Source organism: Flammeovirga aprica JL-4, assembly GCF_012844305.1.
GTDB classification, from domain to species: Bacteria; Bacteroidota; Bacteroidia; order Cytophagales; family Flammeovirgaceae; genus Flammeovirga; species Flammeovirga aprica.
Genome location: NZ_JABANE010000118.1, coordinates 1 through 25,717, shown reverse-complemented (window position 1 = coordinate 25,717; position 25,717 = coordinate 1). Strand labels below are relative to the sequence as shown.

At 36.6% G+C, this 25,717-nt stretch carries 24 protein-coding genes and 1 pseudogene; 8 read left to right on the top strand and 17 right to left on the bottom strand.

The genetic code is table 11. The features are described 5' to 3' along the window. A partial coding sequence (locus tag HHU12_RS28105; RefSeq protein ID WP_169658724.1) for a transposase occupies positions 1-180 on the bottom strand: 180 nt, incomplete at its 3' end. A gap of 223 nt (positions 181-403) precedes the next feature. Between HHU12_RS28105 and HHU12_RS28100 the strand changes: the two genes are divergently transcribed. Next, positions 404-1,156, top strand: a complete 753-nt coding sequence (locus tag HHU12_RS28100; protein ID WP_169660063.1) for a CPBP family intramembrane glutamic endopeptidase — start codon at positions 404-406, stop codon at positions 1,154-1,156. Positions 1,157-1,514: 358 nt separating this feature from the next. Here the strand turns inward: HHU12_RS28100 and HHU12_RS28095 are convergent, their stop codons facing one another. From HHU12_RS28095 to HHU12_RS28055, 9 genes are all read right to left on the bottom strand, one after another. After that, the gene (locus tag HHU12_RS28095) at positions 1,515-3,380 is read right to left on the bottom strand and encodes a DNA topoisomerase IV subunit B (RefSeq protein WP_169660062.1); all 1,866 of its coding nucleotides are present in this window, start codon (positions 3,378-3,380) and stop codon (positions 1,515-1,517) included. A 162-nt stretch (positions 3,381-3,542) separates the two neighbouring features. Then, positions 3,543-4,046 (bottom strand): C40 family peptidase, encoded by a 504-nt coding sequence (locus tag HHU12_RS28090; protein ID WP_169660061.1) that lies wholly within the window; start codon positions 4,044-4,046, stop codon positions 3,543-3,545. Positions 4,047-4,143: 97 nt separating this feature from the next. Further along, a complete protein-coding gene (locus HHU12_RS28085) occupies positions 4,144-4,773 on the bottom strand; it encodes a C40 family peptidase (protein WP_169660060.1) in 630 nt (209 codons plus the stop codon). Positions 4,774-5,155: 382 nt separating this feature from the next. Continuing rightward, positions 5,156-5,899 (bottom strand): ribonuclease III, encoded by a 744-nt coding sequence (rnc, locus tag HHU12_RS28080; RefSeq protein ID WP_169660059.1) that lies wholly within the window; start codon positions 5,897-5,899, stop codon positions 5,156-5,158. A 200-nt stretch (positions 5,900-6,099) separates the two neighbouring features. Beyond that, positions 6,100-7,353 carry a beta-ketoacyl-ACP synthase II gene (gene fabF, locus HHU12_RS28075; RefSeq protein ID WP_169660058.1) on the bottom strand — a complete coding sequence of 418 codons (1,254 nt, stop codon included), beginning with the start codon at positions 7,351-7,353 and terminating at the stop codon, positions 6,100-6,102. Positions 7,354-7,480: 127 nt separating this feature from the next. Next, positions 7,481-7,717 (bottom strand): acyl carrier protein, encoded by a 237-nt coding sequence (locus HHU12_RS28070; protein WP_044209543.1) that lies wholly within the window; start codon positions 7,715-7,717, stop codon positions 7,481-7,483. 139 nt (positions 7,718-7,856) lie between these two features. After that, complete coding sequence (locus HHU12_RS28065; protein ID WP_169660057.1) at positions 7,857-8,282, bottom strand: hypothetical protein; 426 nt, start codon at positions 8,280-8,282, stop codon at positions 7,857-7,859. A 12-nt stretch (positions 8,283-8,294) separates the two neighbouring features. Next, positions 8,295-8,705: a phage holin family protein gene (locus HHU12_RS28060; protein WP_169660056.1), complete on the bottom strand. Its 411-nt coding sequence runs from the start codon at positions 8,703-8,705 to the stop codon at positions 8,295-8,297. 111 nt (positions 8,706-8,816) lie between these two features. Continuing rightward, positions 8,817-9,281 carry a hypothetical protein gene (locus HHU12_RS28055; RefSeq protein ID WP_169660055.1) on the bottom strand — a complete coding sequence of 155 codons (465 nt, stop codon included), beginning with the start codon at positions 9,279-9,281 and terminating at the stop codon, positions 8,817-8,819. 191 nt (positions 9,282-9,472) lie between these two features. On the opposite strand from HHU12_RS28055, the gene HHU12_RS28050 reads away from it, so the two are divergent. The 4 genes from HHU12_RS28050 (at position 9,473) to HHU12_RS28035 (ending at position 16,548) form a co-directional block, all read left to right on the top strand. After that, positions 9,473-13,030, top strand: a complete 3,558-nt coding sequence (locus HHU12_RS28050; protein ID WP_169660054.1) for a caspase family protein — start codon at positions 9,473-9,475, stop codon at positions 13,028-13,030. Between the two features lie 254 nt (positions 13,031-13,284). After that, positions 13,285-15,252, top strand: a complete 1,968-nt coding sequence (locus tag HHU12_RS28045) for a cyclic nucleotide-binding domain-containing protein (RefSeq protein ID WP_169660053.1) — start codon at positions 13,285-13,287, stop codon at positions 15,250-15,252. A gap of 7 nt (positions 15,253-15,259) precedes the next feature. Next, on the top strand, positions 15,260-15,871 hold the full coding sequence (locus HHU12_RS28040) for a GDSL-type esterase/lipase family protein (protein WP_169660052.1): 612 nt from the start codon (positions 15,260-15,262) through the stop codon (positions 15,869-15,871). A 101-nt stretch (positions 15,872-15,972) separates the two neighbouring features. After that, positions 15,973-16,548, top strand: a complete 576-nt coding sequence (locus tag HHU12_RS28035) for a hypothetical protein (RefSeq protein WP_169660051.1) — start codon at positions 15,973-15,975, stop codon at positions 16,546-16,548. Between the two features lie 184 nt (positions 16,549-16,732). Here HHU12_RS28035 and eno read toward each other — a convergent pair whose 3' ends face one another. The 7 genes from eno to HHU12_RS28000 form a co-directional block, all read right to left on the bottom strand. After that, positions 16,733-18,028, bottom strand: a complete 1,296-nt coding sequence (gene eno, locus HHU12_RS28030; protein WP_169660050.1) for a phosphopyruvate hydratase — start codon at positions 18,026-18,028, stop codon at positions 16,733-16,735. Continuing rightward, entirely contained in the window at positions 18,018-19,019 is a 1,002-nt protein-coding gene (locus HHU12_RS28025; RefSeq protein WP_169660049.1) for a phosphotransferase, read from the bottom strand. The genes eno and HHU12_RS28025 overlap by 11 nt, the downstream gene beginning before the upstream one ends. 3 nt (positions 19,020-19,022) lie before the next feature. Continuing rightward, the gene (locus tag HHU12_RS28020; RefSeq protein WP_169660048.1) at positions 19,023-20,495 is read right to left on the bottom strand and encodes an aldehyde dehydrogenase family protein; all 1,473 of its coding nucleotides are present in this window, start codon (positions 20,493-20,495) and stop codon (positions 19,023-19,025) included. A 717-nt stretch (positions 20,496-21,212) separates the two neighbouring features. After that, entirely contained in the window at positions 21,213-21,530 is a 318-nt protein-coding gene (locus HHU12_RS28015) for a hypothetical protein (RefSeq protein WP_169660047.1), read from the bottom strand. Positions 21,531-21,699: 169 nt separating this feature from the next. Then, entirely contained in the window at positions 21,700-21,858 is a 159-nt protein-coding gene (locus HHU12_RS28010; RefSeq protein ID WP_169660046.1) for a DUF2256 domain-containing protein, read from the bottom strand. After that, positions 21,855-22,496 carry a flavin reductase family protein gene (locus HHU12_RS28005; protein ID WP_205960008.1) on the bottom strand — a complete coding sequence of 214 codons (642 nt, stop codon included), beginning with the start codon at positions 22,494-22,496 and terminating at the stop codon, positions 21,855-21,857. Before HHU12_RS28005 ends, HHU12_RS28010 begins: the two co-directional genes overlap by 4 nt. Beyond that, complete coding sequence (locus tag HHU12_RS28000; RefSeq protein WP_169660045.1) at positions 22,486-23,601, bottom strand: FAD-binding domain-containing protein; 1,116 nt, start codon at positions 23,599-23,601, stop codon at positions 22,486-22,488. The genes HHU12_RS28005 and HHU12_RS28000 overlap by 11 nt, the downstream gene beginning before the upstream one ends. A 206-nt stretch (positions 23,602-23,807) precedes the next feature. Here HHU12_RS28000 and HHU12_RS27995 point away from each other — a divergent pair, with 206 nt between their 5' ends. The 3 genes and pseudogenes from HHU12_RS27995 to HHU12_RS35975 form a co-directional block, all read left to right on the top strand. Continuing rightward, on the top strand, positions 23,808-24,431 hold the full coding sequence (locus HHU12_RS27995) for a TerD family protein (RefSeq protein ID WP_169660044.1): 624 nt from the start codon (positions 23,808-23,810) through the stop codon (positions 24,429-24,431). 14 nt (positions 24,432-24,445) lie between these two features. Further along, positions 24,446-25,009: a TerD family protein gene (locus tag HHU12_RS27990; RefSeq protein ID WP_169660043.1), complete on the top strand. Its 564-nt coding sequence runs from the start codon at positions 24,446-24,448 to the stop codon at positions 25,007-25,009. A 361-nt stretch (positions 25,010-25,370) separates the two neighbouring features. Further along, positions 25,371-25,604, top strand: a pseudogene (locus tag HHU12_RS35975) (PH domain-containing protein); the annotation flags it as partial. Positions 25,605-25,717 lie beyond the last annotated feature (113 nt).

The window sequence follows — 25,717 nt, the reverse complement described above, 5'->3', positions numbered from 1 at the left end:
TACATCACTAAATAAACTAGAAACAGGTAATAAACGCCATTGTACTCCTGTTTTAAGTTTATATAAAATTGCATTAACCACTTCTGTTAGAGATGATTTAGTCTTAAATCCTCTTTTTGCAGTTGGCAAATGCGGTATTATTTCAGATTCAATGATATCTTTGTCAAGTACGCAGTACATAATGAAGGTTGTAGGTTAATATTTATGTTTGGCGACACAAATATCTACAACCTTTTCTTTAATTATACAAGATATTTAAAAAAGGCTGTACAGCTTCTGTGAGTACAACGCTAAAAAACGTATTAATAGTGGTTCTATTAAAAGTTTTTTGAAGGAAGTAATCGCAAAACAATAAATAGAATTAGTATTAGATAATTTTGAATTTGTACTTAAGCAACAATAAATGACAACTATGAACTCAACGCTTCAACTAACAAGAAACCCCAATGTCAAATTAAACTGGGCAACAGGGTTGACTCTAGTACTATTCATCTGTATTCCTCGCTTTATTTTGGTGCTCAATGCCAATGAAACGGCCAACTACAGTGCCATTGGAGGAATTATGTTTTTCTCCGCTATTCTTCCTTTTATGATTCTAACCAAGCAAGGCTTAAAAGCGATAGGTATCGTAAAGACCAACAAGTTTGGGATGCTATTGCTAGCTTTGATTTTAGGAATTGGAGCAAGTTTACTATTGTATGGTGTAGGGGTAATGTTGTATGGAGGAAGTATTGAAAATTGGTATGTGTACATAGGAAAGTCTTACAATATTCCAGTAGGAATTTCGGGTGATGATAAGCTGATTTTATTTACTGTAATGGCGATAACAGGGATGATTTTTAGCCCGATTGGAGAGGAGTTTTTCTTTAGAGGAATAGTGCATTATGCCTTTGCTCAATCATTAGATGACAAAAGAGCCTCATATATTGATAGTTCAGCTTTTGCTTTGACCCATATTTCACATTTTGGATATGTCTATTATAATTCAGAATGGATATTCTTACCGTACCCTACGCTTTTGTGGGTAATCAGCATGTTTTTAGTGAGTCTCTTATTTTTTCAAATGAAAAAGAAAACAGATTCGATATGGGGAGCAGTGCTTTGTCACTCTGGGTTTAATTTAGGGATGATATACTGTATTTTCTATTTGTTGTAATAATAGACTAACAATGTTATGAGTAAAGAAAACGTCCATAATCGAACAAAGTGATTGGAATTGATACAGAATAAAATGACTTTTAAAATCATTTAAATTTATAAGTATCTGTAATTGAGTTGTTTACTTAGTTTAGGTCTGTTTTTGAATAATTAATGGCATAGTGTCAAATAATATAGTATTAGTAGTTTAGCATTGGAACATGACGTTCTTAATGTCAAAATTAAAAGTTTAAATAGTTACACGTTATTAGAAGAAGGAATGAGTGCTTCACCAAACTTTCTTAATTTAGTCCTAAAAAAAGAGGTAGGTATCTTTGAAGATACCTACCTCTTTTTAATTATAAGTAGATTACAGCTTAGCTCGCTTCCTCTACCTCGTCTCTTTCTACACGCAAGTTATCAATGATAAAACGTTGACGGTCCATTGTGTTTTTACCCATATAGTACTGAAGCAATTGTTTAGTATTGCTGTCCTCACTCATAATTACAGGCTCTAAACGGATGTCTTCACCAATAAAACCGCTGAACTCATCAGGAGAAATCTCACCTAGACCCTTAAAACGAGTAATCTCAGGTTTGTTTCCTAATTCATTGATGGCTTTAACACGTTCTTCATCAGAATAACAGTAAATGGTTTTCTTCTTGTTTCTTACTCTGAAAAGTGGTGTCTCAAGGATATAAACGTGTCCTTTTTCTACCAAGTCAGGGAAGAATTGTAAGAAGAAAGTCAAGATCAACAAACGGATGTGCATACCATCCACATCGGCATCGGTAGCAATCACCACTCTGTTGTATCTCAATCCATCAATTCCGTCCTCAATATTCAAGGCGTGTTGCAGGAGGTTGAATTCCTCATTTTCGTATACCACTTTTTTGGTCAAACCAAAAGAGTTCAATGGCTTACCTCTCAAACTGAAGACCGCTTGAGATTGTACATCACGAGATTTTGTAATACTACCACTTGCTGAGTCACCCTCGGTGATAAACAGTGTTGTATTTCTTTTATCTTCTTCCTCTCCTTTTTTATCGTTGAAGTGCTTACGGCAATCTCTTAATTTTTTATTGTGAAGATTGGCCTTTTTTGCTCTTTCGTTGGCAATTTTCTTAACACCTGCAATTTCCTTACGCTCACGTTCCGACTGTTGGATACGTTTTAATAAAGCTTGTGCAACTTCAGCATTTTTATGTAAGAAGTTATCCAATACTTTATGCACGTATTCATTGACAAAAGTTCTCAGCGTAGGGCCGTCAGGAGCAATGTGAGTGGAACCTAATTTTGTTTTCGTTTGAGATTCGAAAACAGGCTCTTGTACTCTTACAGAAACAGCACCTACAATAGAGGCTCTGATATCTGCAGCGTCAAAGTTCTTTCCGAAGAAATCTCGAACTGTTTTTACGATAGCCTCACGGAATGCTGATAAGTGCGTACCGCCCTGTGTTGTATTCTGACCGTTGACAAAAGAGTGGTAGTTTTCACCATATTGATTAGAGTGCGTGAAAGCAAACTCTATATCTTCTCCTTTGAAGTGAATAATAGGGTAGCGAATTTGGTCTGCATTCGTTTTTCTTTCCAGAAGATCACGAAGACCATTTTTAGAAAGATATGTTTTATCATTTAGTTTTAATGATAAACCCGAATTAAGGTAAGCGTAGTTCCAGAATAGATCATCTAAGTAATCCGGAAGGAAACGGTAGTTTTTGAAAATAGTAGGGTCAGGCTTGAAGTAAACCGTAGTACCATTTTTCTCATTTGATTTCGCAACAGGAAAATCAGTGGTTAATTTACCCGCTTCAAATTCAGCTACTTTTTTCTCTCCATTTCTTACCGATTGCACTCTAAAGAAATTAGAAAGAGCGTTGACCGCTTTGGTACCCACACCATTCAAACCTACAGACTTCTGGAAGGCGTTGGAATCGTATTTAGCACCTGTATTGATTTTGGACACACAGTCGATCACTTTACCCAATGGAATGCCTCTACCGTAATCTTTTACCAAAACGGCACCTTCGTCAACGGTAACATCAATCTGCTTACCGAATCCCATCATGTGTTCGTCAATACTGTTGTCCACCACTTCTTTAACAAGGACGTATATACCATCATCAGGTGCCGAACCGTCACCCAACTTACCGATATACATACCCGGTCTTAAGCGTATATGTTCACGAGGGTCCAGTGATTTAATACTGTTCTCGTCATAATTATGTGTAGTATCTGCCATATCTCGTTATGCTTTCTCCACAATTATAGTTCTAAAATTAAACAAAATGAACCGTAGATGGTTAATTTGTCTTATTTTTAATCATTCGTGATAAAGAATCATCAAATTTTGATCAAAATAGTATTAAAACTAAAAAATTAAGCTGAATTTAAAAAAAAGCTTTTACTCTCCCAAACGTCTGATGTCAACCAAACGGTCTTTCCAGTACGGAGAATAGGCAACTTCCTTTACACCATCTTTTGGTGAAGTATAGATGAAATTGAATCCTTGCTTCGTCACTTTTGATACAATACCGCAATTCGATACCTGATCACTTCCTTTACGTTGACTGAAGAAAATAAGATCACCTGATTGTGCTTCCTCTTTGTTTACATGAACACCTTGTCTTGCTTGTTCTCTGCTTATTCTAGCCAATTTTACTCCTGAAGCTTCCCAAGACATCATCGTTAAACCACTTGCATCAATACCATCTTTGGAGTTGCCACCTGATTTGTAAGGTGTGCCAATAAAATCCCTTGCAGTAACAACGGCCAGTTCCGCTTTTTCAGTTTGAGATTTTCCGTCATCATTTGAGCTGCGGCCTTCTTCAGAAGAAGTACCACCGCCACAAGACATCATAAATAAGGATAAGCAGATCGAAATAATAATTTTAATGCGTTGATTCATTTTTCGCTTGTTGTTATGTTTAAAAATTTGCTTTAAAAAAATATAAGACTACGTCAAATTTGGGGTTTGAGTACTCCAGTTTAAATATTTTTCAGAATTAATGTAATCTTCTAGCTTTACTAAAGATTCCCTTCCAATAGGCACTAGTTAATTCACTTTCCATTACCCCGCGAGAAGTAGAGGCATGAATAAAATACATTTTACCACCTTCAACTTCTGTTACCATTCCCACATGATTGATTCTTGTACCTCCGTGTGGGTGAAAAAAGACTAAGTCACCGGGCTGAAGATTATTAAAGGAAACCGCTTTTCCTCGTTTTGCCTGTTCAGATGAAACTCTGGGAAGTTGCACATTGGCCGCTTGCCATGATACGAGCATCAGTCCGGAACAGTCCATTCCTTTTTTTGTAGTACCGCCCGTAGCATATTTTACTCCTTCAAAAGACCATGCAGTTTTGATAGCAATTTTCGCTTTACCTTCCGCCTTCAAAGTTTTGGTAGTAATTTCGGCGGCCACAGCAGTAGCATTTTGAGCATTTGTATTTTGTGTTGCAGCACTTGCAGTAGAAGAACTTTGAGAAACACCCAATTGACTCAACTGCTTTTGTTTTACTTTGTCCAAGCGGTCTTGTCTTGTGCCGTAAGTATATTGCTTGCCAAATTCGCAGGATTGAAATGCGAAAGAAAAAAGTAACAAGGTCAGTAATGTATATTGAGTATGTTTCATTTCTTCAAGAGTAATCTGAATAAAAATTAGGTGATTGATCTACACGATCATGTCAACAGTAACTTTTTATAAGTACCACAACTGTCTGTAAGTACTGAGAAAAAAGTTATGGAACTTTTTTAATGAAGAATTAAGAATGTAGAATGATGGTTCGTAAAATGGTTTTTATGGTGGTTATTAAGCCACAATAAGAACCATAATTCTTCATTCAAAACATTCCTTTTCTTCTGTCCTAGTACTTATCAAAATGATTTCCAAAAACAGTAATTCACATGAATTTAGCACTTACACTATTAGAATTTTAAATAAATATACAAAAAAGATAAAAGCCCTCTTAGAATTTTAGTTCTAAAAGGGCCTTTTTTTATGTGGTTGACAGCTTTTAAGCGAGTGTCAGCGCTTCACAAGTCTTACGGGCAGCATCTTGTTCGGCTTTTTTCTTACTATAGCCAGAACCTACTGCTTGCACTTCTCCGTCAATAATTAAATTGACTTTGAATTGTTTTCCGTCTTTTCCTCCTTGTTTTGAAATAGTAAAATCAACTGTTTTACTATTCTTTTGAGCCCACTCAATAATGAGACTTTTAAAATTGGTTGTTGTAGAGATAATTTCCTCAATGTCATAGTGCATCATCAACAACTTATGGATGATGAATTTGCGTGTAAAGTGAAATCCTCTGTCCAAATAAACGGCGCCGATGAAAGCTTCCATAGCATCACCATAAATAGATTTATGGCTCAATGCTGAGTTTTTACGGCCTTCAAAAGCCACCATTTGGCTTAAACCAATCTTAACAGCCAAACGGTTGAGAGATTCACGGTTTACAATTCGAGAGCGGATTTCCGTCAGGAAACCTTCGTCTTTGTAAGGATAGCGTTTGAAAAGGTATTCTGCTACCACAGAACCTAACACAGCATCTCCCAAGTATTCAAGACGCTCGTTTGATTCTTTAAAACCTTTCATAGCACCACTTTCAAAAGCAACAGACGTATGCTGCATTGCTAGGTGATAAAGTTTGATGTTAAAAGGTCTTCTTCCGATAATTCTTGTTACAACCTTGGCTAATTTTTTCTCCTGCTCATTATAAGGCGTGACCCATCGTTTTAAGAACTTTCCTAAAATCATTGATCAGTATTATAGTCTCGATAAATTCGAGGAGTAAAAAACAATCCCCAAAAATGTAAAAAATATCTAAAACAAAGGTGTTTTATTTCAATTCTTTTTTTTGTAGGGAATTCCAAAAATAACATCCTTTTTCTTAGAAAAATAAAAAACCCGTTAGAAATTGAGCTTGCTAACGGGTTTTTAAGAAGAAAAAGTACTATTTATTCAGCGTACTTTTTGAATACCATTGAGAAGTTGTGACCTCCAAATCCAAATGTATTCGATAAGGCGATATTCACATCACGCTTTTGCGCCTCATTGAAAGTACAGTTTAATTTAGGATCCAGTTTCTCATCTGGAGTAGTATTATTGATTGTTGGAGGAATAACACCTTTGTTCAATGCCAATAAACATGCTAAAGCTTCTACTGCACCTGCAGCACCAAGAAGGTGACCTGTCATAGATTTAGTAGAAGAGATGTTTAAGTCATAAGCATCTTCTCCAAACACTTTTTTGATCGCATTTACTTCTCCAATATCACCAAGAGGAGTTGAAGTACCGTGAACGTTGATATAATCAACATCTTTCGGCTCGATTCCAGCATCTTTCATCGCTTCCGCCATTACTCTGCTTGAACCTTCTCCTTCAGGATGTGGAGCAGTCATATGATAAGCATCAGCAGTCATACCGCCACCAATTACTTCACCATAGATTTTTGCGCCTCTAGCTTTTGCATGCTCTAATTCTTCAAAGATAAATGCACCGGCACCTTCACCAAGTACAAAACCATCTCTGCTTCCATCAAAAGGTCTTGAGGCAGTTGCAGCATCGTCATTACGAGTAGACAACGCACGCAAGGCATTGAAACCACCGATACCCGCTTCGCAAACTGCAGCTTCAGAGCCACCAGTTACGAAAAGGTCAGCCATTCCAAAACGAATATAATTGAAAGCATCTACCATTGCGTTAGTAGCAGAGGCACATGCTGATACAGTCGTGAAGTTAGGTCCTTTTAGTCCCCAAGTCATAGAGATATGACCAGGAATAAGGTCAGGAATCATCTTCGGAATGAAGAATGGGTTAAAACGTGGAGTACCATCACCAGTTGCAAAGCTAGAAACTTCGTCTTGGAAAGATTTTAGTCCACCAATTCCTGAACCCCAAATGACACCAAAACGCTCTTTATTAACAGCGTCTAAGTCCATTTCAGAATCTTCAATGGCTTGTTTAGCTACCGCAACACCGTATTGGCTTACGAGATCCATCTTTCGGACCTCTTTGCGATCAATATAATCTGTTGCTACGAAGTCTTTTACTTCGCAAGCAAATTGAGTCTTAAATTTAGAGGCATCAAATTTTGTGATGGGAGCAGCACCGCTAACTCCTTTTTCTAAATTTGACCAGTACTCTTCGACAGTGTTGCCTAGTGGTGTTAATGCACCAATTCCAGTTATTACAACTCTTCTAGCGTTCATAAGATTTTTTATTTTGGAAGATCCCAAAAAAAACAAACCTGACAGATTTAGCACCTAGAGATTACTGAGGTACTTGCACTATCAGGTTCGCTAGCGTCTGATTCGCTTATTTTAAAGGGAGTGTAAATTACTTTACGTTCTCTTCAAGGTATTCGATTGCGTTACCTACAGTTGTGATGCTTTCTGCTTGATCATCAGGAATAGAAGTGTTGAACTCTTTTTCGAATTCCATGATTAACTCAACAGTGTCAAGTGAGTCTGCACCTAAATCGTTTGTGAATGAAGCCTCTGGTGTTACATCTGATTCTTCTACACCAAGCTTATCAACGATAATTTGTTTTACTTTTTCTGCAATTTCGGACATCTTAATAACTTTTAGTTGACCAATTTAACTGCAAAGAAATGAATAAGAATTAATAACTGCAAGTATCTTTATCATTAACAGATCGTATATGTTATGCAAACATACATATACATCGTTAAGTTATTGATATTGAGTAACTTTATTTCTTCTTTTTTTCTTTGCGACTTTCTAAATAATTCAAAATTTCTTCTTTAGCCACTCCCATAAGGAAGACTGCGGCCTCATCACGGAGCATTTTTCCAAAGGATGGAACCTTGCTTTCGTGCGTTTCAGTACTTACAATTTTCTTACCTTTTTTGGCATCACCTTCAAGTTTTGAAAGTTTTTTTAGGTATTTCTTCTGGCTTCTACTTTTGTGGATACGCAAGGCCCATTGTGACAGGCTGTAAGTAACCACTAAGGCGGCGCCATAAGTGAAAATCTTTTTTATATCATGTTGTGTTTCAGAAACGGTATCTTGTGCCAAACCCACTAATTCATCCTTAGCTTCTTTGGTTTGCTGTTTTAGAAGCACCTTTTCTGCTTTTAATTTCTCTCTTACGGTGTTTGTTTTTTGCTCGCTCATTGGAAGTAGGGGTTATTTATCGTTTTCTTCTTGTAATTTGTCAATGGCTTCGTCAATCCATATTAAAAACTGATTTCTAAGGTGAGTGGTGTAATAAAGTGCCAGACCAAAAAGCCCAACACAAAAAACGCCTACTATAGAAAAACCGGCAAATGGTGGCCATGAGAAAATATAGTTGACAAATAAAGCAAACCCAAGTGCAAAAAATGCGAATGCAAGCGTTAAAAAAGTCAGCATAATCACAAAAATTGCAATTACGGATAATGCTCCCGCTAGCCCTGTTTTGAGCTGAATGCTGAATAGTTTAGCGTAAGTTTCTATGAGTTTAACAATAGCGTTGATGATATTGTCAAACCGTTCTTTCTGACGCGCCTGCTCTTCTTCTGTAAATATTTTATTGCGTAATGAATTTCTTCTAGACATATATAAAGATTAACCCTAATTGATAATAGGATAAAAAATAATCTTGAAAAATTAAATGATAGACAAATATAGAAGAATACGGCAAATTTCATGACAAGTAACAATAGTTATTTACTCCCGCCTGAGGATAAAAAGGCTTCTGTCTTGATGTGTTTTAGAGCGGTCTACTTTTTTGTGATTGAAGTAAATACTTTCTATCCATCTCAACTGTTCTTCATTTTGGTGTATAAGGATGGTCAGTGTATCGAGCTTGTCTTTGAAATGAATATAATATTCTAAATTTTCAGCATTCAGCTGATTTGAGTAAAGGCCTGAGAATTTTTTCCCACCTTCAAACTGATGGTTCATTTTTATATGATGTTCTAATTGTTTTTTCTCCCCGTTGATTAAAGTATAGATTTCTATCTCCTGAAGATGTTCTTCTTCTAAACCCTCTATCATATTCTCACCTTCTTTATTTTGATATTCCAGCAACATATTATAATCATGGTGAGGGGCATAAGGTTTATCAATGAAGTGGCATGATGAATTGAACAGCAGTAAGAGCAGAATGAAGGTATAGAATAATGGTTTCATTTTTTAGAGAATAGAGTTAGTGGCTGTTAAAGTAACATTTATCTCAATAAAAATAGTTGTTCTTCTAAATTGAAGCCTATTTATTCAATTTATATCCATAGAAAAGTGCATTCTTTTTTACATCTTTATTAAGAGCAACTTTGAAACATGCTCTATGTAATTTTTTCAATATCTTCTATCTTCATTTTCCATTGAAACGCTATCTATATCAAGTATACTTATTGCTTTCGCTCTTCTTTTTTCAAAGCTATTATTCCACAGCTCAGGAACTGCAACTGACATTGTCTACAGGGCACCTTGGGAAAGTAAAGCATTTAGCCATTACTAATGATGCAAAATTGTTGTCCACTGCTGGTGAAGATGCGGCGGTGAAAGTTTGGAATATTGATGATAAAAGACTGCTTTACACATTTTACCCTCATGAAGTGGGAATCACTGCACTCTGCTTTACACAAGATAATCAATACCTCGCTACAGCCGGAATGGACGGAAAAGTAAAGGTTATTCATTTGAAATCACAAGAAGTGGTGTATGAGTTTGAGGAGGTAGAAGGTGAGGTGTTTACCTTAAAGTTTGTGGCGGGTTTCCTTTTGTTTATTACAAAGGGAGGGATGATTTATAGACTGGACTGGGAAAATAAACAGCTGGCTCCTGATGGCATGGAAATAAAATCAGACTTCGGTAATTTTTCTTCCTTAAACTATTCCTTTAAAATGAAATGGTTGACGGTGGGAAAAATGGAAGGTGATATAGTGGTGTGGAGAGGTTTTGACCGGCCGACGGTGACCAAAAAAGGATTGCATTCAGACTGGGTTTCAGCTATAGATTATATTCCATCAGATTCTTTAATTGTTACCGCTTCCTGGGACAAGACAATTAAGGTATGGGATATCAATGCAGATACTTTAGTGGATCAGATGACTTCACCTGATAACACGCCAATTGTTGACCTGAAATATTCCTCTTTCTTCAATGTACTTGTTTTCGCCACAAAAGCTCAAAACATTTATTTTTATGAGTCTGAAAATGGAAAAATCAAGAAAGAAGCATTGGGCGTTCGGGATGATTTTGAAAAAATGATTTTTACGGAAAGTACACAGCATGCTGCTTTTACCAATAAAGACGGAACCATATCGGTGTGGAAATTGGAAAAGGGAAATTCTCAGACCAATGTGACATGGAAACCGGTCAAAGGACACTTGGTGGATGGAGAAATCAATCTCTCTACTGGAGCAATTGCATTTGTGACAACAGATGGCATTTTTTACTCTTGGGAACCCAATGAACATGTCGTTGCTAAAACTTGGAAAGTGCATCATGATCATGCTTCGGCTTTGGAGTACACTCTGAATGGTAACAGATGGATTACTACTGGAGCAGACAGTTTGGTGAAAATTTGGTCTGATCAAGGGAAACTTCTCGATACATTACGGTTGGAACATAAAGGGACGACATTGACCAATGTTCCTATCATCGGGCAGGTAGCGGTGGGTACAAAAGGCGGCGATGTAATATTATGGAATAGTAAAAAGTCTACTCAAAAACTGCTTTATCAGCATAATGGAGAAGTGGCTTATGTGGAAAATGACAGTGATGCTCAAAAAATTGCTTCTATTGGAAGAGACCGGAAATTGAAGGTGTATAGTTTAGAACAGAAGAAAATCATTTTTGAAACTACGGTGCCTGATTTGTGGTTGAATGACCTGGAGTTTTCTGAAGATGGAAAACAATTAGTGGTCAGTGGCAGGAATGGCGTTTATGCTTGGAATTGTGATGATTGGTCTGTAATCAAACATGATATACCTGAGGAAGATATTTTAGAAATTGATTATCTGTCCAAAAAGCGTCAATGGATTTTCGGGAAGAGAAATGGAAGTATTTCCATTTGGGATAAAGAACTGAGTAAAAAAATAGAACAGTTTGAAGGTTCTTCTATTCCTATGGTAGATATTATACCTTATATAGATCAGAATGTATTTTTTGCAATAAGGATGAATACCACTTTCGAAATATGGAATATTGAAAAGAAAAGGAAGGGTGGAGAAATCATTGTAACGGATGAAGGAAAATGGGTGATTGAACATCATTCAGGCTTATTTGATGTGAGAGACCTTAATATGAGTGAACTTTATTATGTGTATGGTACGGAAACCATCGATTTTGATCAATTGAAAGACAAATACTGGGAACCGGGTTTGGCATATGAAATATTACAAGGCAACCCACTAAGAAAAGTACCTCCACTGAGTGATTTATCTCTTTTCCCTAAAACCAATACTTTTGAGAAAGAAGGTAAACTTTATATAGAAGTAATTGACAGAGGCGGGGGAATTGGTGGAGTAAGCCTTTACATTAATAATAAAGAAGTAATAGCGGATGTTCTGAAAGAAGGACAGAAGGCAATTTTTGAAGGGAAGGAGTATTATACTATACCGCTGGAAAAGGTGAAAATCCACATTATTCCCAATCAGGAAAACGATATTACAGTATTGACTTCTAATAAAGCAGGGACACTTAACGGAAGGGGAATTAAACTAAAGTATAAGGGAAAGGAAATTGAACTAGAGGCACCTCCTACATTATATGGTGTAATTGTGGGCGTATCGGACTATAGAGGCCGTTTATTGGACTTGAAATATGCGGCAGAGGATGCAAAGGCCATGTATGAAGCCATTGATGTGGGGAGTGAAAAACTATTTGGTGTGAAAAACTCGGTGATCCAATTACTGACTACCGATGCTGAAGAAGAACTGCTTCAGCCCACAAAAGAAAATATTAAAACTGCTTTTGAAAGTATCAGTCAGCGAGCGAATTCTTCTGATATTCTGTTTGTATTTCTTGCAGGCCACGGTGCCGTTTCTAAAAATAATGACGGGGATGACGATTTCCATTTTCTTACAAAAGACATGAGCAACAGTGACCTTTCTGATCCGGATATCAAAAACAATTATACGATTAATGGTACCGAGCTTTTAGACTGGATAAAAGAAATACCAATCTCAAAACAGGTCTTTGTAGTCGATGCTTGTCATGCAGGCTCTTTTTCAACAGAACTGATTACTTCTAGAGATTATAATGAGGAAGGAATGAAAAAAAGGGCCTTGGAAAGAATGCGTGCCAAGACAGGAATGTTTATGCTTTCTGGAGCCTCTTCTGATAAAGTCAGCTATGAATCCTCTTATTTAGAACATGGTTTATTGACCTATTCTTTATTGGATTATCTGAAAAGAGGAGAGCTGGACGAAGGACGTTTTGTAGATGTACAAGACCTATTTGCTCATGCCGTGGAGTCAGTGCCTCAACTGGCTTCTGCAATGAGTGGTGAACAACAGCCAGAATATAGAGTGCCGGTAGGGGCAGGGAGTTTTTATATTGCTGAATTATCACAAGCCGTAAGAGACAGCATTACACTTTCCATTCAGAAAAACTTGATTTCAGCCATTTATTTAGAAGACGCTGAGACGTGGGCAGACCACCTCCGGTTGAGTCAGCAGGTAAAGTCTTATTTTATATTAAAGGCGGAAGAAAAAGACCTGACGGTACGCTATCAGAAAAATGCAAAAGGACCTAATACTTATATAATAAGAGGAAAATATGAGGTTCATAAAAATAATATCCTTTTGAAATTGCACTTGATCTCTGAAAATGAAGTTATAGAAAAATGGACAGTTAAAGCCAAAGATATCAAGGATTGTCAGGAACAGTTGTTTGTGAACATAGAAAACTACTTTGTAGAAGAGGGGAAATAATAAAGAATTAAGAATGAAGAAAGGTGGTTCGTATTGACGTTGGAATAAAACGTACTTACGAACACCATAAAAACTGCTTTATGAATCATAGCACGAACCACTTTTCTTCATTCATCATTCTAAATTCTTCATTAAAAAAGACATACGATTAGTTGTGATCTAGTTCTTAAGTGTATTTTATCCTTTTGTTAAGTTGTTAAGAATGGATTATTTTACGAGAAATTTTTTAAAAACTGTCCAAACTAGTACTATCTATGCCACTAACTACAACACTAATTGAACTACCATTTGCAGATAGGCTCAACGAATCGGAATTAAAGATTCTTTCAGAAAATGCAGAGTTAGTTACGTTTGAAGACGAAGAAACAATCACTTTACAATTTGCTTCAGCTGAAAAATTCTATATCCTTTACTCTGGAAAAGTAGAATATCATCTGAATGTGGGTGATCAGCGTGGTGGATTGACAGTAGGTGAAAACAACGAGCGAGGAACACCAATTGGATGGTCGGGTTTCAGAGAACCTTACCGTTTTGCGACTACGGCTATTGCAAAAGGAAGAACGGAAGTTGTTGCCTGGGATAACAAATTATTGAGAGCACTCTTTGACAGCAATCCTCAGATAGGGATGCACTTTCTTTCTTCTACGCTATTATACAGCACTCACTTATTGAGAGATGCGAGAAATTCTTGGATTCAAGGGTCAATTCCTATGACGGTAGACTCATTTGAAGGCAGTACTACTTATACCTCTTTTCAAGATAAAGGACCTTCGGAATCCAATTTAGAGTTTTTCCGTCAAAGTAATTTCTTCAATCCATTTTCAGATTGGCATTTGATGAAATTGGCAGAAATCAGTGATACAAAATATTATAAACAAGGCGAAAAACTACTTTCCAAAGGAGAAGCCTCCCATAAGTTTATGGTGTTGAAAAGCGGAAAGGTGGCCTTGAATTATATAAAAGAGAATGGAGAGGTTTATACTTCAGACATTCTGCAGGAAAGGGGACAAGTGATCCTATGGAGTGCGGCAAGTTTTGATGCCATCCCCAATTTTATGGAGCTGGTGGTTTTGGAACCTGTCGAAGTATTGGAGATTCAGCGCATTGATCTTTTAGTATTGTATGGTGAATTTCCTAACCTTGGAATGGTGTTTATGTACCGTCTTTTATGGTTGCTGGGAAGTGCTTTGAAGGCCATTCGAGCACAAGTGATTACGCAAACATATGACCGGGAACTACTCACTATTCAGACCATGATTGATCAGGCAGGAGCACTGTTGAGTGTGACCTCTGATATTCATAAAATACCATCACTTTTAGCGGAGAAATTGACCCAGGGAATTGCTTTTGATTTATTGGATCAATTGAGTAAAACAGGGGTTGGTCAGGAGAAGAGTTTAGCCAATCTTTTTGTAAAAGTGACAGGGCCATTACGCAAGGAATATTTGTTTTTGGAGGGCTTAAAGAAAATGACCAATCACGTCATCAAAGCACCTAAAAACACACCTTCGGCTCAACTTAGAAACGAATGCTCGGAATTGTTTGAAAAAGCAATTGCCTATTTAGATATTAGTATTGATGGAGTGGAAAATATTCCGAAAGAGTCAGGGAATATTTTTATTTACAATCACCTCCTCAATCACCCTTATTACACACTGCCTAACAATTTCCAGATTACTTTAGACTCTCATTTTATATCCATGTTGCTTTATAAGTATTATAAGGATTCAGGGTTGAGAGTGGTCAGAATTGGAAAAGGACCAGAATACGGTCATCAGGATTATTACAACAAATTGGGCCATATGGGGGTTAGAACTGCAGACTCTGACCCAGCAAAACTTTCGGCAGAAGAGAAAAGGAAAAACAGAATGTTATTTTTCGATGAAGCCAGTGACAAGTTGAAGCAAGGCATCAATTTGATTTTGAGTCCTGAAGGAACAAGTAGAGAAACGCATCAATCTCCAGTGGATTTTAAACCGGGTGCTTTTATGATTGCCAATCATTCTGGCATCGATCCTTTGATTGTTCCAGTAGCATTGTCTTTCTTTGACAAAAGAATGAGCAAGGCCAAGTTAGGCGTTGTCATCAAACCTGCTTTCAGACTATCAGAAGTTATAGATACAACAAAACCCTTCAAAGAGGAACTAAGAGGGTTTTTAGAGAGTTATTCTAAGAAATATCGTTCCTATGTTGAGGAAGCCATTCAGTTGGTGGAAAATTAAATTAACAATGACAACAGAAGAAATTCAGTTTTACAAGAATGAAGGGCTACCGGAGTTAGCCGAGAACTTAAATAAACAGCCTTCCATTGATCAGCCTATCGTTTTCTACGGAAGTTCTTCTTTCAGATTATGGAAAAACGTAAGAGAAGACCTTGGCAATTCACGGATCCTTAATATGGGGTTTGGCGGTTCTACTTTAGAAGCATGTGCTCTTTATTTTAATCAGTTATTCAAAGACATTGAATCCCCTAAGAGTGTGTTTATTTATGCGGGAGACAATGATCTTGGCGGTGGACAAAAAGCAGAAGACATTCTTTTCTCTTTTGAAAGTATTTATAATCAGTTGAGATTGAAATACGGAGAAGAGTTACCTGTTTTTTATATGTCTATCAAGCCAAGTCCAAGCAAAGATGATATCCTGCATGAAATAGAGAAGTCAAATTTCTTGGTAAAAGAAGCCATGCATACACTGAAAAACATCACTTATGTAGATATTTTCACTCCTATGCTGGATGAAAATGGCAAAAGTAGACCGGATTTATTTGAGGATGATATGCTTCATATGTTGCCAGAAGGTTATGCTATTTGGACAAACGTATTGAAGGAAGTCTTAAAATAAATGAAATAAAAGCAACCTGTAAACCTTTTTACGGGTTGTTTCGTAACTTGTAGTAGTTCAATCGGATGAACGAAAGCTAAATATTAACAACGTAAATCAAAATGAAAAATTGGTCATTAATTCTAGCATGTTTATTTATCACTCACTTTTCATCTGCTCAGGTAATGGATAAAGTCAAAGGGGCTTTTATGGCTAAGACACCTGTGACTGTTGATGGTTTAGCGAACCTAGAAGAGAATAACGTTGACTTATTCCAATTAGTGGTTTATATCTCAGAGGAGATTCACATTCAGAGAGAAATTCCTAAAGATGCAGAGGTAATCAGTAATACGGAAGGAAACATTGTCTATGATAATGGAAAGAAAATTGAAAAAATTAAAATAGTAAAAGGAGCAACAGGTATCATTACTGAGGTGGCTTCTAATTCCATAAAAGTCAAATTTGAAAATAAAGAAGGTTATGTATTTACCTTTATAAAAGACCAAAGAGGAACAGATAAGGAAGCTACTTTTTATCTAGATGTTCAAGGTGATAGAAATGTCGCATATGGTCCATATGAGTGGTATTTGAACTGGGGCAGAGGAGCAAAAGTCCTTTGGAAATATAAAGAAATCACAAAGTCAGATACAAAGACGAAAAGAGTGAAAGGTATCAAGCCAGAGAATACTGTAAATTGATCTATCAGAAGGTTTGATGTGAGATAACTTTAAGGCACTTATAATTGAGGCCTCATTGTGGAATAAGAAATTCACAATGAGGCTTTTTTTCATTCATGTAATATAGGTTCAAGTGAGGTAAAGGAGGCACTTGAACCATTTCTATAACCATTAAACTATAAATTGAAGTAGCCTTATTTGGAATCTAAACGGGTGTTGCCGTGAATATATTTTCATAAATTTCTCCTCCAATGAAAGTGGCTTTTTCTCCCAAATGACGCTGTATTCTAAGGTTTTCATTCCATTTAACCATTCTCTCACTGCGCGCAAATGAGCCAACTTTCAATTGTCCTGCGTTTGTAGCCACTGCCAAATGAGAAATAAAGGCGTCTTCCGTTTCTCCAGAACGTGCGGAAACAACAGGAAGCCACCCCGCTTTTTGGGTCAACGCTATTGCCTCTAAAGTTTCGGATACCGTTCCAATCTGATTTAATTTGATCAATACAGAGTTCGCTAATTTTTGGGCGATACCTTCTTTTATTCTTTTGATATTAGTGGTGAAAAGGTCATCGCCAATAATTTGAACGCGATGCCCAAATTCTTGTGTGAATTTTTTCCAGTAATCGAATTCAGTATCTGCAAACGGATCTTCAATGGAAATGATAGGGTACTTCTCGCACCACATTTTCATCATCTCATAAAATTCATCTGGAGTCAGTTTTTTGTTTTCCAGTCTCAAGTGATAGTTTTCACCATCGAACAAATCACTGGCGGCAATGTCTAGTGATAAAGCCACATCTTTTCCCGCCTCGTAGCCGGCTCTTTTTATAGCTTCCATAAACACCTCAAAGGGCTCTTCATTATTGCTATAATCAGGCCACCAGCCACCTTCATCTGCAATCCCAACACATTTGCCTTTTTCTTTCATGACTTCACCTGCCGCATGATAAATATTGTGGGTCATTTCCAGCGTTTCTTCATAAGATTTTGCTCCGATCGCTATCACTAGGAAATCTTGAATATCTGTGGCCCAGTCGGCATGAGCACCTCCACCCAAAATCTGTATTTCGTTTAACGGAATCAGGTGCCCCTGACCATTTCCAAGGTATTCATACAGTTTTTGATTTTTAGCATTCGCCGCCGCATTTGCTACAGCCATAGAAGTGCCCAGAATGGCATTTGCCCCCAATCTTGATTTATTAGGAGTACCATCCAATGCTATCATTTTTTTATCAATCTCCTCCTGCTCAAAGACATTGACTCCTGATAAAGCTTTTGCAATTTCAACTTTTACATTGTCAATAGCATTGTAAACTGATTTCCCTCTGAATTTTGAAGCAGTTCCATCTCTCAATTCCCAAGCCTCAAACTGCCCCGTAGATGCACCTGAAGGAACAAGTCCATAACCCGTTGTACCATCTTCTAATAAAACTTCAACCTCTAAGGTTGGATACCCTCTCGAATCATAAATCTGATAGGCATCAATATTTTTAATATTCATTTTCTAATTGTATTGAATTTACCCATAAGTCAGAAAACACATCAAGTGTGCTCACCTCTTTGGGCAGGGTTTTGTAAACAAAGTTTCGTACTATTTCCTGCTGTTCTTCCTGCAGGTATTCTACAGGTGATTTCCCATCAACTCTCGCAAGCATTAATAGAAGAAGCAGGTGTATTGTTTGCTTTTCCATGACTTGTTTTGACAAGAATGTAGCGTTTTCTTGATAGGTTTTTAAAAATTGCTTTGCGAGCTGTAAAAGTTGATTGGATTTTTCAGGAAGAACTAAAGCTTTAAGGAAAAAGTGATTCATCAAGAAAGCAACATCAAAAATTGGATCGCCATACCAAGCTACTTCGCAGTCAAGAACAACAATTCGGTGGGGTGAAACCATTATATTTTTAGGACTGAAATCACCATGCACCAAACACTTCTTAGTATTGCTTAATCGCAAAGCTTCTTCACTGAAATAATGTAAAAGTTGCGGATGTTTCTTGGCGGTGTTCAACAAGTAGGGATCAATCCTTAATTCATGAAAGTTCTGAAGAGTATCAAACTGTACTGCCACTTCTTTTTTGTCAAAAGAGGTGCTGTGAATTAAGCTCAGAATACGCCCAGCCTCATAGGCATATTCAGGGTTGATTTTTCCATCCATCAGCTCTTTCTTCCAGTTAGAAAAATCACCTTCAATCATTTCCATACAGAAAAAATGATGCTCTTCATCTTGATATAGGATTTTCGGAACTGCCTCCGGTAGAAAATTGCCAACGTACTTCAAGTATTTCTGTTCAGTATAATTCCGTCCAATATCAGCAAACCAATCCTCCTTTACTTTCAGCTTCTTCAAGGCTCTTTTCACCACCAGCCTTTGCTTCCCATTATCAAGCAACAAAATTTCACAAGACACCCCACCATTCAGCGGGGTAATCTTGATATTTTCACTACTGATGATTCTTTGAGCATTCAAGTACTCAATTAAATCTTTTTGATTCATAATTCAGGCAATTGGTTCAGCGATTGTCAATCCTCTTGTGTAGTCAAATAGTGTCTCAATACTATTGACGCCACCTCCATTGCCACTTCCGTTTACACCACCATAAGGCAATCCATACGCAAAGACATTATGTGCATTTACCCAGCTGTTGCCTGACACCATTTCCATGGCCACTCTCTGTGCTTTCTCTGCAGATTGAGTCCAAACACTATTGGCCAATCCATAGTCGAGACTATTCACTTGCTGTATAGCGTCTTCTTCAGTTTTGAAAGAAGTAATGTAAGCGACAGGCCCAAAAATCTCTTCCTTAAAGCAGATGTTGTTTTGGTCTCCCATCAACAAAGTAGGAGGAATATAATAGCCTTCATTTTCAGTAACCTTGTCAGACCCCAAAATAAGTTCAGCTCCTTCTTTTATGCCTTTTTGTATGTAATCAATAATACTGTCCTGCTGTTTTTTACAAACCACAGGTCCCATTTCACACTCTTCCATCATGCCGGGTTTGATGACTGTTTTTTGAAGATTTTCCTTCACTTTTTCTACAAACTCCTCTAAGACGTTTTCTTGAATGATCCATCGTGTAGCCGTACAGCAAACCTGTCCAGTATTTAATGTAATAGCACCGGCAAGCCCCTCAGCCGCATGATCTATATCCGCATCCTCAAAAACTACAGCACCACCTTTTCCACCAAGTTCTAGTTTAGCGGGTTTAAGGTGCATGCCGCAGTTCTGACCAATATGTTTCCCCACAGCCGAAGAACCTGTAAAAGAAACACATTTGATTTTGGGATGAGTAGTGATCACCTCGCCTGCAACTGATCCTTTTCCTGGGACGATATTAAAAACACCCTCAGGAATACCCGCCTCTTGTGCCAGTTTCCCAAGATAAAGCGTACTCAAAGGTGTGATTTCTGCAGGCTTGATCACAACGGTATTACCAGCGGCAAGTGCGGGCCCGATACCCCACATACATAATGTCAGCGGAAAATTCCAAGGGAAAATAAAACCCACAACACCATAAGGAATTCTTACCTGTTTACCGTTTATACCTTCTATTTCTAGTTGTTGTTCAAAATCTTTTTTAAGAATAAGATCGGAGAAATATCGTATACATTCAATGCCAAAAGGCACATCAAAACCTCTTGCATTATTAATTGCTTTTCCAACATCTAGCGCCTCAAGCTGTGCCAATTCTTCACTGTCTCTTTCACACAAGTCCGCAAACTTTTTCAATACTTCAGCTCTTTGCATTGGAGTATATAACTTCCATTGAAGAAAAGCTTTATCAGCGGCATTTATAGCATCTTCCACATCATTGGCTGAACATTGACACACTTTAGTCAATACATCTTTGTTGGCAGGGTTTTCTATTTCAGAAGCATAATCAAACTCACTTTCCTTCCAATTGCCATTTATAAATGCAGGTATGGGATCTTGTGCTAAAAAGGCTTTTACTTTATCTGTTAATCGGTTCATAGGTTGTGTTGATTTAAGTAATAATTCATTTAAAAAGATGTTTCAAACATGCTCTTAAGTACTAAAACAGAAGAAATGGAACAATACTATCGTGCACCATGACTGAAGTCATGGGCAGGTGATACTGACTCCACCAACACTAAAGTGTTGCTTACGTTATCAATCTTCAAGACTTTAGTCTTGATTAGATTGTTGTATCACCTGCCCATAGTTTTAACTATGGTGCACGCAACACTCGTTTACTTTTGTCCTAGTACTTAAGTACTGTGACAAAAGTAAACGAGTGTTTTTTTAATGAAGAATTAAGAATGATGAATGAAGAAAAATGTTTCTTGCTCTGTCATATAAGCTTGTCTTTATCACGGAAACCGTTGTAGAAATGTTGTACTACAACGTTCACATGGACCATACGACTGATCACCTTTTCTTCATTCTTAACTCTTCATTCTTCATTCAAAAAGTCCCTTTTCTTCTGTCACAGTACTTATAATCTTTTACAAATTTAGGTAGGTAGGGCAGGGAAGAATAAATGCTTTATTATCAGGTTTGTGTACTATATTTCCTTTTAGGTTGGTATTTATTGGTAAAAATGGGCTGTATTGATAGTAATGAGAGACTAGGATGAAATTTAGAACAAAAAAATAACCCGATAAACGAATTGTTTACCAGGTTATTTCTTTTGAGAATTTCTTTACAAAAAGATGTGTCAGAATTGTCTTACTCTCCCTTATTAAAATAATTAGGGTTTTGTTGCAAGAATGTTTCTGCATCTTCAGCAGTCATCTTGAATTTATTCATCAGTAATTGGATTTCTGGTCCGATTACTTTTTTAGGAGCTGCTTTTTTTCTAGCAGCTGTTGCTTTCTTCTTGATCTCTTTATTTTTCTTCTCCCTAGCGACAGATTGTTCTACTTCGTTCGTAACAACAGATCCACTACCACTAACAGTTCTACCTTTACATCTAACTAAGTGACTAGCAAATTCGGCGTCTGGAATTCTAGCTTTACATCTTGGACAAGTTCTTGTTGAGGCCATATATAATAATTATGATTAAATGAGTGCCACAAATATAAGGTAAAAAAAAACGAATTAGTTCGCTAAAAATTGAGTTTTTAGAAACATTCAAGAAATTGATAATTATTACGCAAATGAATCTTTTTTTATCAATATCATTGCAACCTTTAAAGGGAGCTGCGCAACGCGTTTATTCACAGTGAGATACACGATTGTGAGATTTGTTTCTCCTGCATCTTTCACTACAATATTTCACTTCGTCCCATACTTTCTTCCATTTCTTTCTCCAAGTGAAGGGCCTTTCACACACCACACAGACTTTAGTAGGAAGATCGTTTTTCTTTCTCATGACTTTTCTGGAATTGCAATGTTATCAGCCTGTGCAATGGGCAACGTAGCCAATTGCTGGAAGGCATAGTAAGAATGCAGGCCCGAAATACCTGTACTTTGAGCTTGAGCTAGATTTATATTTCCTTGATCATCAAAAACACTATCATCTTTAATGTTTATGAAGTTCACTCTGCCTATCACAATCTTCGTTTTATTGGCCTTCACATCCATGATATCTTCCAGTGTCATCCCTATTTGTATTTTACTTTCTCTTACAAAAGGAGCCACAACGTTGGAATGATATTCTGGAGTAAGATTACAGGCTTCAAACTCAGAAACCTCTTTCTCAAACTTCGCTGAAGTAAGATGAGCATTGACTATTTTGTTGCTCACCACATGATTTATGGTATAAGATTCTGTTTCAAGAATATTTTGTAGCGTGTGTCGAGGTATATTTTGAGAAGGACGAGTGACAAAAGCAATTAAAGGAGGGTTACTTCCAAGATGAAAAACAGAACTGAAAATGGCCAAGTTTTCATTCCCTTCTTTGTCCACAGTTCCAATCAGATTACCAGGCTTGATACCCGTAATAGAGTTGATGAGATTGATCTTGAATTTAAACTCCAGTTTATCTATTTCCTTTTGGTTAAGCTTCATAATTTGGGTTGTTAAAAATTTCTTTTTTCACATATTTCCAGAACTTAAAAAATGAAGGGTAATATCCTTTTACATTAGAAATCCATTCTCTTTCCTCTTGAGTTCCTTTATAGTGTCTAACTGTTGGGTGTTCCTTATAGTAAATGCTAGAATCGCCTAAATGTTTCTCAAGAGCACTAAATTCACCAGCAAAAACCTGAATGCCCTCAATGTTTTTTGAGAGTTCAATGATGAAATGCAGTACACGATCACTCACAGGATATTTTTCGAAATGAGAAGGCTCCAAAAGTAATATTCGGTTTCCATTCACATCATCATTCCAGTTAGGATCGAGGTTGTAGGAGTTGTATGTAAAGGTTGGAATACTAGTATCAACAATGGGAAGATCTGTTTCTGGAAGATGGGTTTTAAATTCAGGAACCACAAAATCGGTGAGTAATAACGGTGTGCCCATTTGCTCAAGTTCCTCATACGTTTTATCCAGATAAGTTTCTTTTTGAAAAGTATGAGTGTATTTATTGATATTGGATTGATTGGCGAAATACTTTTTATTACTGTTAGCTCCCGCCACCCATTGCCAGCTCAAAGCATTACTTGCCCAATCGTGATCCAGTAAATGATAATACATCCATTGCGCAGGGAGTTTCCAATGCGACTTACCAATATTGCAAGTAAGCATGGCAATGTACATTCTCATATGATTATGAAGATAGCCGTGCATTCTCAATTCCCGTAAGTGAGAATCAAGGATATCAATACTTGTATTTTCATTGTAGATCACTGAGGAAATACCATGATTTTCAACCTTTGGTTGCGGATGTTTCAAATCCTGATCAATGTCTTTTTCCATCCATATCTGTTGCCAGTAATCTCTCCAAGCCAGCTCCTGAATGAATTTCTCATTTTGTCTAAGGCTGTGTCCATTTTTTACAAGCTGTTCAACAACATATTTTGTAGAAATGACTCCTCTTGAAATATAGGGAGACAAATAAGAAACTTCTCCATCAATGTAGTTTCTTGAGCGGGCGTAATTTTCGGGAGAGTACTGTTGTACTATGTTTTTGATGACCTCAATAGCGGTTGGGAATTCAAGGGTAGCGTTCATATTATCTTATGACTTCAAAAAAGAAGAAGTGAAGTTGATATTTGATTTACTATTAAAATTGTTGAACAGCGAAATTGTTTGAAAAAAAATGATTTCCTTGATGCAATATGACAACCTATAATAAGTATATTCGTTAAACAATATTTAAAATTACTTTAAAATAAACGACAACATTGACTGATATTTTTTAACCATTACTGATAAATATGAACAATATCGAACTCCAGAAAAAATCGAAAATCACTCTTAAAAAAGGGAATACTATTTCTCTAATCAAAGACAACGGAAACTCTTTAGATTTTGTACGTGTAGGAGTCAATTGGGGAGCCATACAGAAGAAAGTATTTTTTAATATGATTCCTGTAACAACAAATGTAGATTTAGATGCAAGTCTTACTGCTTTTGATAAAAACATGGACGCCCTCTTTACGGTGTATTACAACAAACTAACTTCTCCTGACGAAACAATTAAGCATTACGGAGACGATTTAGAAGGAGACCTTAATGGTAATGACGGACTGGATAACGAGATTATTTGGGTGGATCTAAAAAATATCGATAAAAAAGTAAAACAAATTTACTTGTACCTTAATTCCTATTCACAACAGAACTTTTCACAGATTCCATTTTCAGAGGTGAATATTTATTCTCAGAATGAATGTCTGGCGAATTTCAATTTGTCAGCTTCAGATGAATATGCTGATTATGTATCGATGTTGATGGGACGTTTGGTGTACAAGAATAACTGCTGGGAGTTTGAAGTAATTGGAACACCTATTGCAGCAAAAGATATTTCGGAAACAATTTTACATATTAAAGAAAACTACTAGAGCAGTAAGAAGTTATGGGTATAGACTTAAAAAAAGGAAGCAAAGTCAACCTGATGAAGGACAACGTTAGGTTGGACAAAGTAATGTTAGGAATCGGATGGGACATCATTCCTGGCAACTCACTAGATCTTGATATTTCTGTTTTCATGGTTGGGGAAAATGGAAAATTACCTGCAGATGAATATTTCATTTTTTACAATAACCTAAAATCGCCAGACAACAGCGTGGAACATACCGGCGACAACAGAGACGGAGAGGGAGACGGTGACGACGAAATGATCTTAGCTTATTTATCACAAATCAATCCATCAATCAAAGAACTAATTTTTGTAGCATCAATTCACAATGCAGAAGTATTGAATCATCATTTTGGAATGTTGGACAATGCTTATATCAGAATTGTGGATGTGGACAAGAAAAACGAATTTTTAAGATTTAACCTAAACAAATCCACTTTCGGTAACGCTACTGATATGGAATTTGGAAGGTTGATTAAATCAGGAAGAGACTGGACTTTTAAAGCAACAGGTGATGGAACCAGAATTGGTTTGCAAGGGTATGTAGATCAATACGTTTAGCTATAAAACTGAAATCGTAAAAAAACAGAGGAAGAGGCTTATTAATTTAAGTCTCTTTTTTTATATTCAAATATTAAGTCCTAGTACTTATTACTTCACTCAATGTTACTTTAAATATCAAACCCCAAAACTTATGAAATTCAAAAGTCGAAAAGATATACTCTATAAATTAGGTTTTTCAGGAACTATACTTCTTTGCATTGTAGGATTTATACCCCTCTTATTTAAAGGAGATTACGTGGTTTTTATAGTTTTTAATTTTGTGATAACCCTTCCTATTATTATTTACTTCGGATGGGTTTATTATGGAACTTATTACATACTTACCGATCATTATTTAGATTAATCTAGTGGCCCTGTAAGTGGTAGGGTAGCAGTACATAGGATACATGAAATTGTAAAAGGAGAAACACTGCTTTCAGGTACTAAAGCCGCTGTAGCTTGTCATGGCTTGATTGTAAAGTTTGCCAAGTATGATGAGGTTTACATCAGTCCTGATTCAAATGATTCATTTATTGAAGAAATATTAAAGATAAATCCTGATATAAAAATTTCAGGTGGAAGGTATAAATCTATTAGTAAACAGATAAACTAATTATAATTTAAGACGTGTTTTTATATTCTTTTGTGCTTTCATAAGTACTGAGACAAATTAAAATATAAGCTATATTTATACCCTAATTATGGGTCGTAAAACAAAAGTTATAG